Source organism: Escherichia sp. WS1265 (assembly GCF_046487585.1).
Classification (GTDB): Bacteria; Pseudomonadota; Gammaproteobacteria; order Enterobacterales; family Enterobacteriaceae; genus Escherichia; species Escherichia coli.
This window is the reverse complement of sequence record NZ_JBJQJE010000021.1, coordinates 86932-96867: the sequence shown is the minus strand read 5'-3', so window position 1 is coordinate 96867 and position 9936 is coordinate 86932. Positions and strand designations below refer to the sequence as shown.

The following is a 9936-nucleotide window of genomic DNA, read 5'->3' as shown; positions in this document are numbered from 1 at the left end:
ATCCGCCTGCCGGGTCAGCAGTATGATGAGGAGTCAGGCCTGTATTACAACCGCCACCGCTATTATGACCCGCTGCAGGGGCGGTATATCACTCAGGATCCGATTGGGCTGGAAGGCGGGTGGAATCAGTATGTATATGCTTCCATACATCCAACCTATTCTATTGATCCGCTGGGCTTAATTGATAAACCTGCTCCAGTATTCAATCGAGAACTAAATTCAGATGCGTATTATCTTGCCGTAAATAATTGCTATTCATATGCTCTAAATAGGTATGGAAATCCTGGGAGTAGGATTTTTGGCGGCGGAGGATTACAACCTGGAGAATTATCTGGAAAAGAGTTTTCTAAACTCACTTGTAGTAGTATTTTTGAAGCGTCAAAAAATGATGGTGCCAAGGATTTAGATAATGGGAGTTGTCCATCTGGTTACCATAAAGCTCAATTGTTTATTCGTCCTCACAATTTTATAGGAATGGGTGGGGATTATCACTGGTATCGTCAGGATGCAAATGGCGAATGGTCTGACAAACAAGGCGTGGGTGCAATTAGATTTAGAGGAAAAGATCCCCTCCCCCCAATAGATTATCCTGAAAAGTGTGGAACGATATGTTTACCAAACTAAGTATTGCCATTTTGTTAGCATTTTCTGCATATGTTCATGCGGAAACATCAGCTCCAATATTTTTTGAAGATGTTGGCAGTATAGACTCTTGGTTTTCAATTAAATACCAAAAATATGAAAACGTGAAGGATGAACAATACCCAGAAATTCTGATTTATTATGGTGTTAAAGGTTCAGGAATAAATAGAGTTGATGGGTGGTTTTTCTCATGTGCAAAGGCTGGGAGAACTTGTAGTCTAATTTTTATGGCTAACTTTGGTGAAAGCCGCTATTTTAAACCTGCAAAAATAGCTATGAATAAGAATAATTTGATTATAAGGACGAGTGATGTAGAAATAGCATTTAAGATAACGAAATAAATATTTGTTTTAACAGTGTTTATATTTTTTAAAAAGAGAAAATGGAGTGCGATTATTGGTTTGAAATACAATTAATAGTGAGGTAATTAAGCTTTGAGAATTGTTATTTTCTAAAAATAAAAAATGCAAAAAATGAATGCAGCTCGGAAAATAGTAGAATAATTCTCGCTCAGATGAAGTTGATAATATTTTTACCAACAAAATACTTCCCCGCAAAAACTCTGCCCCACAAAATTCATTTACCATCGTCTACACTTACTCCTGTAAACCGTTCAGGAGCAGTAATGAATCAGCAACGATTTGATGAAAGCACCCTAATCCGCATCTTCGCGATTTATGAGCTATATCGACTGAAAGAACATGGCTTAACGCGCGGGGCACTCAACGATTATCACAGCCGCTATAAACTCGTCTTTCTGGCCCATTCCCAGCCCGAGTACCGCAAACTTGGCCCGTTCGTGGCAGATATTCACCGGTGGCAAAATCTGGATGACTATTACAACCAGTACCGCCAACGCGTAATTGTTTTGCTTTCTCACCCTGCCAACCGGCGTGATCATACTAACGTTTTGATGCACGTTCAGGGATATTTTCGCCCACATATTGATTCCACAGAACGCCAGCAGCTGGCGGCGCTTATCGACAGTTATCGCCGTGGCGAGCAACAGCTTCTTGCGCCGCTGATGCGTATCAAACACTATATGGCGCTTTATCCTGACGCCTGGCTTTCAGGGCAGCGTTATTTCGAACTTTGGCCGCGTGTGATTAACTTGCGCCATTCAGGAGTTTTATGACTACTCATCTGGTCTGGTTTCGCCAGGATTTACGTCTGCACGATAATCTCGCGCTGGCTGCCGCCTGCCGCAATTCGTCTGCATGCGTGCTGGCGTTGTATATCGCTACACCACGCCAGTGGGCGGCGCATAATATGTCGCCGCGTCAGGCTGAATTTATCAATGCACAACTGAACGGGCTACAAATCGCGCTGGCGGAAAAAGGCATTCCTTTGCTGTTTCATGAAGTGGATGACTTTGCCGCCAGCGTCGAAATAGTTAAACAGGTGTGCGCGGAAAATCGTGTTACCCATCTGTTTTATAACTATCAGTATGAGGTGAATGAGCGGGCGCGGGATGTGCAGGTTGAGAGAACGCTGCGTAACGTGGTGTGTGAAGGATTTGACGACAGCGTGATCCTGCCGCCGGGGGCGGTGATGACTGGCAATCATGAGATGTACAAAGTCTTTACGCCGTTTAAAAACGCCTGGCTGAAACGGCTGCGAGAAGGGATGCCGGAGTGCGTCGCTGCGCCAAAAGTACGTAGTAGCGAATCGATAGATCCCGCGCCATCCATTACGCTGAATTATCCTCGTCAGCCTTTCGATACTGCGCATTTTCCGGTGGAAGAAAAAGCGGCGATTGCGCAATTACGCCAGTTTTGCCAGAACGGTGCCGGAGAGTATGAGCAACAACGAGATTTTCCGGCAGTTGAAGGTACCAGCCGTTTGTCCGCCAGCCTGGCAACGGGCGGGTTATCGCCTCGCCAGTGTCTGCATCGCCTGTTGGCGGAACAGCCGCAGGCGCTGGACGGTGGGGCCGGTAGTGTCTGGCTTAATGAGCTGATCTGGCGCGAGTTCTACCGCCATTTGATGACGTATTACCCCTCGTTGTGTAAACATCGTCCGTTTATTGTCTGGACGGATCGTGTGCAGTGGCAGCGCAATCCCGCCCATTTTAAAGCCTGGCAAGAAGGTAAAACGGGATACCCGATTGTTGATGCTGCCATGCGTCAGCTTAACAGCACTGGCTGGATGCATAACCGGCTACGGATGATTACAGCCAGTTTTTTGGTGAAAGATTTATTGATCGACTGGCGCGAAGGCGAGCGATATTTCATGTCGCAGCTGATTGATGGTGATTTGGCAGCCAATAACGGTGGCTGGCAGTGGGCCGCTTCAACCGGAACCGATGCAGCGCCGTATTTTCGTATTTTTAACCCGACAACCCAGGGCGAGAAATTTGACCGCGAAGGCGAGTTTATCCGCCGGTGGCTACCGGAACTGCGCGATGTACCAGGGAAAGCGGTGCATGAGCCGTGGAAGTGGGTGCAGAAAGCAGGTGTGACGCTGGATTATCCGCAACCGATAGTTGATCACAAAGAGGCAAGGCTGCGAACGCTGGCAGCGTACGAAGAAGCGAGGAAAGGAGCCTGATAAAACGCAGCGAGCGTTTTATCAGGTATGGTGCTGGCCTGTTAAGATTCCAGCGCCAGCGCGCGGTTTCTGAATTTCAGCGCCTGATACAGCCAAATCATCAACACCACTCCTACACACGCCAGTGCGCCCCAGGTAATTTGATCAAATACTTCAATATATGCATTGATGGAGTAGTTGATCGCCCCGGAAGCATCAAACGAAGCTTGCGATGTCTGATCGGCAATCACGCCAGCCAGATAGTTCGCAATCGCGCCGGAAAGCAGCATATAAATGCCAGTTAATACGCCAGTCACGCCAGGGATTTCAATGCGCGTAATCTGCGACATAGCAACCGGGTCGATAAACAGTTCCGCAAAGCCCATCACCGCCAGGCCTAACACCATTAGTGGCAGAGAAGAGTGACCATACATTGCGGACCAGCGGGCGCTTAAGGTCAGAATGCAGAATCCGGCGCTCATCAGGCCAAGGCCAAGAGCAAATTTTCCCCAGATGCGCACGGTACGATTACCCGCGACACTCTCTTTTACCACCCACGCCAGGAACACACCGCACAGCATAACTGCGAAGGCATTAATCGACTGGAACATAGCAGTCGGAACGGTATAACCAAACATATCGCGGTTAACGAAGCGGTCGATATAAAGGCTAATCGAGCTACCCCCCTGTTGTGCGAAGGCCCAGAACAACATACTGAAGAAGGTGAGCGTCACAATCAGCCCCAGCTCCTTACGCTGTTTCTGGTTTTCTGCTTTGCGATAAATTTTTGCCAATACACCCAGGCCAATAATAGTCGCGACAATTAAGGCGTATACCGACCACTCTTTCCAGAACAGTACGGTAATCAGCGCAGGCGTTGCCACCAGCAGAACCAGCAGCCATCCCCAGTTGGGCAGGAGAAAGTTTGTCGCACGCAGTACCTTTTTGTTAACGCCACGGGTATGTGTGAAATGACGATTGCCACATAAGAAGATAACCAGACCCGCGATCATGCCAACCGCCGCCAGACCAAAACCCATCGCCCAACTGTACTCTTCCTGGGCGTAGCCACAGGCGATAGGTGCGATAATAGACCCCACATTACCCGCCGCATACATCAGCGAGAAGCCGCCATCACGACGCGGATCGGTTGGCTCATACAGCTCGCCGAGCAGGCAACTGACGTTGGATTTAAACAGACCATAGCCACAAACGATAATCGCCAGGGACAGATAGAGGAATGACGGATGGATCTCACTGGCACCCAGCACCACATGACCGATCGCCATCAACAACGCCCCCAGCATCACCGCCATGCGATTACCGAGAACTTTATCCGCCAAAAAGCCACCGAGGATTGGCGTGACATACACCAGCGAACAGTAGGCGCTAAATAACTCGTAGGCGTGAGTATCGTTGTATTTTAGTTGATTGGTGAGATAGAGAATCAGCAGGGCACGCATGCCGTAAAAGCTAAAATATTCCCAGATTTGCAGCGCAACGACATAGTAAATAGCGCGCGGCTGTGATGCGTGTTTATTCATAATAATTCCACAATTGACTGCAACGTCACGTAATAGTTGCGCGGCGTGCTTGTGTTTCCTTAAAGTTAAAACTTTGATACAGATCTGATTATTTATGCAATATGCTGTCTGATTGCATAAATATACATTAGCTGAAGCGTGATGATATAAACAATTTGCGTCTTTTGGCGTCGGGTTTGTTTCTTAATATGTCAAAAGATTGGCTATCGACGAACAGGCGAGGTAACGCTATGTTAACGGTGTAGCTATCAGAATACGGAAGGCGCGAAGATGAAAAACACCGAACTGGAACAACTGATTAACGAAAAACTGAACAGCGCGGCGATTAGTGATTACGCGCCGAATGGTTTGCAGGTGGAAGGCAAAGAGACGGTGCAAAAAATTGTTACCGGTGTCACTGCCAGCCAGGCTTTGCTCGATGAGGCAGTGCGTCTGGGCGCGGATGCGGTCATTGTGCATCATGGCTACTTCTGGAAAGGCGAATCTCCGGTCATTCGCGGCATGAAGCGTAACCGTTTAAAAACGTTGCTGGCAAATGATATCAACCTGTATGGCTGGCATTTGCCGCTTGACGCACATCCTGAGCTGGGCAATAACGCACAGCTGGCGGCGTTACTGGGGATCACGGTCATGGGCGAAATTGAGCCGTTGGTGCCGTGGGGCGAACTGACCATGCCTGTGCCGGGACTGGAACTAGCCTCCTGGATTGAAGCGCGTCTGGGACGTAAGCCGTTATGGTGTGGCGATACCGGACCTGAGGTGGTCCAGCGCGTTGCCTGGTGCACGGGCGGCGGGCAAAGTTTTATCGATAGCGCCGCGCGTTTTGGCGTGGATGCTTTTATTACTGGCGAAGTTTCTGAACAGACCATTCATTCAGCCCGCGAGCAGGGATTGCATTTTTATGCTGCGGGTCACCATGCCACTGAACGTGGTGGTATTCGCGCGTTGAGCGAGTGGCTGAATGAAAATACCGATCTTGATGTGACCTTTATTGATATTCCTAATCCTGCATAACGAATAATCAGAGGGATCGAAAGTGCAACGAGCGCGTTGTTATCTGATAGGTGAAACGGCGGTAGTGCTGGAACTGGAACCGCCGGTGACGCTGGCTAGCCAGAGACGGATCTGGCGACTGGCACAGCGTCTGGTGGATATGCCGAATGTGGTTGAAGCCATTCCCGGCATGAACAATATCACGGTGATTTTGCGTAATCCTGAGTCGCTGGCGCTGGATGCCATAGAGCGTTTGCAACGCTGGTGGGAGGAGAGTGAGGCGCTGGAGCCGGAGTCTCGCTTTATTGAAATTCCGGTGGTTTACGGTGGTGCAGGCGGACCGGATTTAGCGGTGGTCGCGGCGCATTGTGGGTTGAGTGAGAAACAGGTTGTTGAATTGCACTCCTCCGTGGAATACGTGGTCTGGTTTTTAGGTTTTCAACCGGGCTTCCCGTATCTCGGGAGTTTGCCGGAACAACTACACACGCCACGGCGCGCTGAACCGCGCTTGCTCGTTCCGGCAGGTTCTGTCGGGATCGGCGGGCCGCAGACTGGTGTTTATCCGCTGGCAACGCCGGGTGGCTGGCAGTTGATTGGTCATACCTCACTCAGCCTGTTTGATCCGGCGCGTGACGAACCCATCTTATTACATCCGGGAGACAGCGTGCGCTTTGTACCGCAGAAGGAGGGAGTATGCTGAAGATTATTCGTGCGGGCATGTATACCACTGTGCAGGATGGCGGTCGTCACGGTTTTCGCCAGTCGGGTATCAGCCACTGCGGCGCACTGGATATGCCTGCGTTACGCATTGCTAACCTGCTGGTGGGTAATGACGCCAATGCCCCCGCGCTGGAGATAACGCTCGGTCAGTTAACGGTAGAGTTCGAAACTGATGGTTGGTTTGCCCTGACGGGGGCAGGTTGCGAAGCGCGGCTGGATGATAATGCCGTCTGGACTGGCTGGCGCTTGCCGATGAAAGCAGGCCAGCGTTTAACGCTTAAACGCCCGCAGCACGGGATGCGCAGTTATCTGGCGGTCGCGGGTGGTATTGATGTTCCGCCGGTAATGGGGTCATGCAGTACCGATCTCAAAGTGGGGATTGGTGGGCTGGAAGGCCGTTTACTGAAGGATGGTGACCGACTCCCGATGGGTAAATCGAAGCGTGATTTTATGGAAGCGCAGGGCGTTAAACAGTTGCTGTGGGGCAACCGCATTCGCGCCTTGCCGGGGCCGGAATATCATGAGTTCGATCGCGCCTCGCAGGATGCATTCTGGCGTTCGCCCTGGCAGCTTAGTCCGCAAAGTAACCGCATGGGCTATCGCTTACAGGGGCAAATTTTAAAACGCACCACCGATCGCGAACTGTTATCTCACGGTTTGTTGCCGGGTGTGGTGCAAGTGCCGCATAACGGTCAGCCGATTGTATTGATGAACGACGCACAGACCACCGGTGGTTATCCGCGTATTGCCTGTATCATTGAGGCTGATATGTACCATCTGGCGCAAATTCCGCTCGGTCAGCCGATTCATTTTGTCCAGTGTTCACTGGAAGAGGCACTGAAAGCGCGGCAAGATCAACAACGTTATTTCGAACAATTAGCGTGGCGGCTGCACAATGAAAATTGACCTTAACGCCGATCTGGGCGAAGGCTGTGCCAGCGACGCAGAGCTATTAACGCTGGTTTCATCTGCCAATATTGCCTGTGGATTTCATGCAGGCGATGCGCAAATCATGCAGGCTTGCGTGCGTGAAGCAATAAAAAATGGTGTCGCGATTGGCGCTCACCCGAGTTTTCCCGACCGGGAAAATTTTGGTCGCAGTGCCATGCAGCTGCCGCCAGAAACCGTTTACGCCCAGACGCTGTATCAAATTGGCGCGCTGGCAGCGATTACCCGTGCGCAAGGGGGCGTAATGCGTCATGTCAAACCGCACGGCATGTTATACAACCAGGCGGCGAAAGAGGCACAACTGGCAGACGCCATCGCCAGAGCGGTATACGCTTGCGATCCGTCATTGATTCTCGTCGGGCTGGCGGGAAGCGAGCTGATTCGTGCAGGCAAGCGATATGGTCTGATAACGCGCGAGGAAGTGTTTGCCGATCGCGGTTATCAGGCTGACGGCTCGCTGGTGCCGCGAAGCCAGCCAGGCGCGTTGATTGAAAACGAAGAACAGGCGCTGGCGCAAACGTTGGAGATGGTGCAACACGGCAGAGTCAAAAGTATCAACGGCGAATGGGCAACGGTCACGGCGCAAACGGTCTGCCTGCATGGCGATGGAGAACACGCACTGGCATTCGCCCGCCGACTACGCTTTACATTTGCCGAAAAGGGGATTGTTGTCGCAGCATAACCCCGCTTAATAAAGAATGAAAAAAGGATATCACCATGCCTGAAGGCCCGGAGATCCGCCGTGCAGCGGATAACCTGGAGGCGGCGATCAAAGGCAAACCACTAACTGATGTCTGGTTTGCCTTCCCGCAGTTAAAATCTTATCAATCACAACTTATCGGTCAACACGTTACCCATGTGGAAACGCGTGGTAAGGCGTTGTTAACTCATTTTTCCAACGAATTAACGCTCTACAGCCATAATCAGCTTTACGGCGTCTGGCGCGTGGTTGATACCGGCGAAGAGCCGCAGACTACGCGAGTATTGCGGGTAAAACTGCAAACGGTTGACAAAACCATTCTGCTTTATAGCGCCTCGGATATTGAGATGTTGAGGCCGGAACAACTGACCACGCATCCGTTTTTACAACGCGTTGGTCCCGATGTGCTGGATCCGAATCTGACGCCGGAGGTGGTAAAGGAACGGTTATTGTCGCCGCGCTTTCGTAACCGTCAGTTTGCTGGATTACTGCTCGATCAGGCGTTTCTGGCTGGGCTTGGCAATTATTTGCGGGTGGAGATCCTCTGGCAGGTTGGGTTGACTGGAAATCATAAAGCGAAAGATCTCAATGCGGCGCAACTGGATGCACTCGCACACGCGTTACTGGATATTCCTCGATTTTCCTACGCTACGCGGGGGCAGGTGGATGAGAATAAACATCATGGGGCGCTGTTTCGCTTTAAGGTTTTTCATCGTGATGGCGAACTGTGCGAACGCTGTGGCGGCATCATTGAGAAAACCACGCTGTCATCTCGCCCGTTTTACTGGTGCCCTGGCTGTCAGCACTAGGCCGACCGTTTCGGCGCATAGGTTGAAATAAACCGCGCAATGGCAGGTCCCGTCAGCAAAATACTGAACAGGCGCAGGGTTTGCATCGCCATAATGAGCGCCATATCGGCATTGCTCCCTGCGGCGATGACCGCCACGGTATCAAGCCCGCCGGGGCTGGTGGCGAGGTAGGCAGTCATAAAATCAATGTGCATAAACCGGGTCAGTCCCCACGCCATACCTGCACAAATAGCTAGCAGAGCAAAAATCGACAGCAAGATTTGTGGCAGCGGGCGCAATGCCCGCAGTAAGATTTGCTTATCGAAACCAAGACCAATCCGCCAGCCAATTGCCATATACGCCATCGCCAGCAGCCATTCTGGTAGTTCGATGGTGATGAGCTGACCAGACTGGAGCACTGCGCCCGCCAGCATCGGGATGAGCATCGTGCCGGAAGGAAGACGTAGCAAGCATCCCACCGTACCGGCAACGACCGCGAGCAAAATCGTAAGCAGGAGATTAATGCTCACTGGCGGGAACCAGACGATCTGCTGGTTAACCGCTTCAGCGTTATCGCCCAGCATCATGCGGGTGACCAGAACAGCGGCCCCCGCGACGAACAGCACTCGCAGATATTGCATAAACGCCACCAGGCGAATATCTGCGCCGTAATCTTGCGCCATAGCGACCATTGCCGCCGCGCCGCCAGGAGAAGAACCCCAGGCACCGGTATTTCCAGGCAGTGAGCTATAGCGCACCAATAACCAACCCACGATGGTGCTGGAAAGTAACGTCACCAGTAAAATAGCTAACACAATCGGCCAGTTCACCGCCAGCGTGGTCAGGATCGAACCGGTCAGGTTTTGCGCAATCATGCAGCCAAGAATGGCCTGCGCGGCGAGAAAAGCGGAGCGGGGGAGTTGCAGGGTAACCCCGCGCATACTGAAGATGATCCCGGCGATCATCGGCCCAAGTAATAGCGCCGCCGGGAGATGTAATCCGAGGAAGCCAATAGAAAGGAGAAATGAGAGCACACATAACATTCCCCACTGCAAAACTGGCATCCTTCGCT

General features: G+C 51.3%; 11 protein-coding genes. 9 read left to right on the top strand and 2 right to left on the bottom strand.

All coding sequences use genetic code 11. From position 1 onward, the window contains the following. The 4 genes from ACJHX3_RS19500 to phrB all read left to right on the top strand — a co-directional run. The coding region (locus ACJHX3_RS19500; RefSeq protein WP_175098455.1) for an RHS repeat-associated core domain-containing protein at positions 1 to 624 on the top strand (624 nt) is incomplete at its 5' end. Beyond that, positions 609 to 983 (top strand): hypothetical protein, encoded by a 375-nt coding sequence (locus ACJHX3_RS19495; RefSeq protein ID WP_000494465.1) that lies wholly within the window; start codon positions 609 to 611, stop codon positions 981 to 983. The genes ACJHX3_RS19500 and ACJHX3_RS19495, both read left to right, overlap by 16 nt. A 284-nt stretch (positions 984 to 1267) precedes the next feature. Then, complete coding sequence (locus tag ACJHX3_RS19490) at positions 1268 to 1777, top strand: YbgA family protein (RefSeq protein ID WP_001076020.1); 510 nt, start codon at positions 1268 to 1270, stop codon at positions 1775 to 1777. After that, the gene (gene phrB, locus ACJHX3_RS19485) at positions 1774 to 3192 is read left to right on the top strand and encodes a deoxyribodipyrimidine photo-lyase (RefSeq protein WP_094308381.1); all 1419 of its coding nucleotides are present in this window, start codon (positions 1774 to 1776) and stop codon (positions 3190 to 3192) included. Before ACJHX3_RS19490 ends, phrB begins: the two co-directional genes overlap by 4 nt. 41 nt (positions 3193 to 3233) lie before the next feature. Here the strand turns inward: phrB and dtpD are convergent, their stop codons facing one another. Further along, positions 3234 to 4715 (bottom strand): dipeptide permease DtpD, encoded by a 1482-nt coding sequence (dtpD, locus tag ACJHX3_RS19480; RefSeq protein ID WP_001032697.1) that lies wholly within the window; start codon positions 4713 to 4715, stop codon positions 3234 to 3236. 270 nt (positions 4716 to 4985) lie between these two features. Here dtpD and ybgI point away from each other — a divergent pair, with 270 nt between their 5' ends. The 5 genes from ybgI to nei are packed head-to-tail and all read left to right on the top strand — an operon-like array spanning position 4986 to position 8885. Then, a complete protein-coding gene (gene ybgI / locus ACJHX3_RS19475) occupies positions 4986 to 5729 on the top strand; it encodes a radiation resistance protein YbgI (protein WP_000798871.1) in 744 nt (247 codons plus the stop codon). Between the two features lie 22 nt (positions 5730 to 5751). Next, positions 5752 to 6408, top strand: a complete 657-nt coding sequence (pxpB, locus tag ACJHX3_RS19470) for a 5-oxoprolinase subunit PxpB (RefSeq protein ID WP_094321995.1) — start codon at positions 5752 to 5754, stop codon at positions 6406 to 6408. After that, positions 6402 to 7334, top strand: a complete 933-nt coding sequence (gene pxpC / locus ACJHX3_RS19465; RefSeq protein ID WP_000912727.1) for a 5-oxoprolinase subunit PxpC — start codon at positions 6402 to 6404, stop codon at positions 7332 to 7334. Before pxpB ends, pxpC begins: the two co-directional genes overlap by 7 nt. Continuing rightward, positions 7324 to 8058: a 5-oxoprolinase subunit PxpA gene (gene pxpA, locus ACJHX3_RS19460; RefSeq protein WP_024044168.1), complete on the top strand. Its 735-nt coding sequence runs from the start codon at positions 7324 to 7326 to the stop codon at positions 8056 to 8058. The genes pxpC and pxpA overlap by 11 nt, the downstream gene beginning before the upstream one ends. 35 nt (positions 8059 to 8093) lie before the next feature. Next, positions 8094 to 8885 carry an endonuclease VIII gene (nei, locus tag ACJHX3_RS19455; RefSeq protein ID WP_024044167.1) on the top strand — a complete coding sequence of 264 codons (792 nt, stop codon included), beginning with the start codon at positions 8094 to 8096 and terminating at the stop codon, positions 8883 to 8885. Here the strand turns inward: nei and ACJHX3_RS19450 are convergent. Further along, complete coding sequence (locus ACJHX3_RS19450) at positions 8882 to 9928, bottom strand: AbrB family transcriptional regulator (protein ID WP_024044166.1); 1047 nt, start codon at positions 9926 to 9928, stop codon at positions 8882 to 8884. The two genes, nei and ACJHX3_RS19450, sit on opposite strands and share 4 nt — an antisense overlap. Positions 9929 to 9936 lie beyond the last annotated feature (8 nt).

What these genes read in the sequence shown, in the direction of transcription:
- ACJHX3_RS19495 (WP_000494465.1), top strand. Translation starts at nt 609, where the DNA reads ATGTTTACCAAACTAAGTATTGCCATTTTGTTAGCATTTTCTGCATAT.
- ACJHX3_RS19490 (WP_001076020.1), top strand. Translation starts at nt 1,268, where the DNA reads ATGAATCAGCAACGATTTGATGAAAGCACCCTAATCCGCATCTTCGCG.
- phrB (WP_094308381.1), top strand. Translation starts at nt 1,774, where the DNA reads ATGACTACTCATCTGGTCTGGTTTCGCCAGGATTTACGTCTGCACGAT.
- dtpD (WP_001032697.1), bottom strand. Translation starts at nt 4,715, where the DNA reads ATGAATAAACACGCATCACAGCCGCGCGCTATTTACTATGTCGTTGCG.
- ybgI (WP_000798871.1), top strand. Translation starts at nt 4,986, where the DNA reads ATGAAAAACACCGAACTGGAACAACTGATTAACGAAAAACTGAACAGC.
- pxpC (WP_000912727.1), top strand. Translation starts at nt 6,402, where the DNA reads ATGCTGAAGATTATTCGTGCGGGCATGTATACCACTGTGCAGGATGGC.
- pxpA (WP_024044168.1), top strand. Translation starts at nt 7,324, where the DNA reads ATGAAAATTGACCTTAACGCCGATCTGGGCGAAGGCTGTGCCAGCGAC.
- nei (WP_024044167.1), top strand. Translation starts at nt 8,094, where the DNA reads ATGCCTGAAGGCCCGGAGATCCGCCGTGCAGCGGATAACCTGGAGGCG.
- ACJHX3_RS19450 (WP_024044166.1), bottom strand. Translation starts at nt 9,928, where the DNA reads ATGCCAGTTTTGCAGTGGGGAATGTTATGTGTGCTCTCATTTCTCCTT.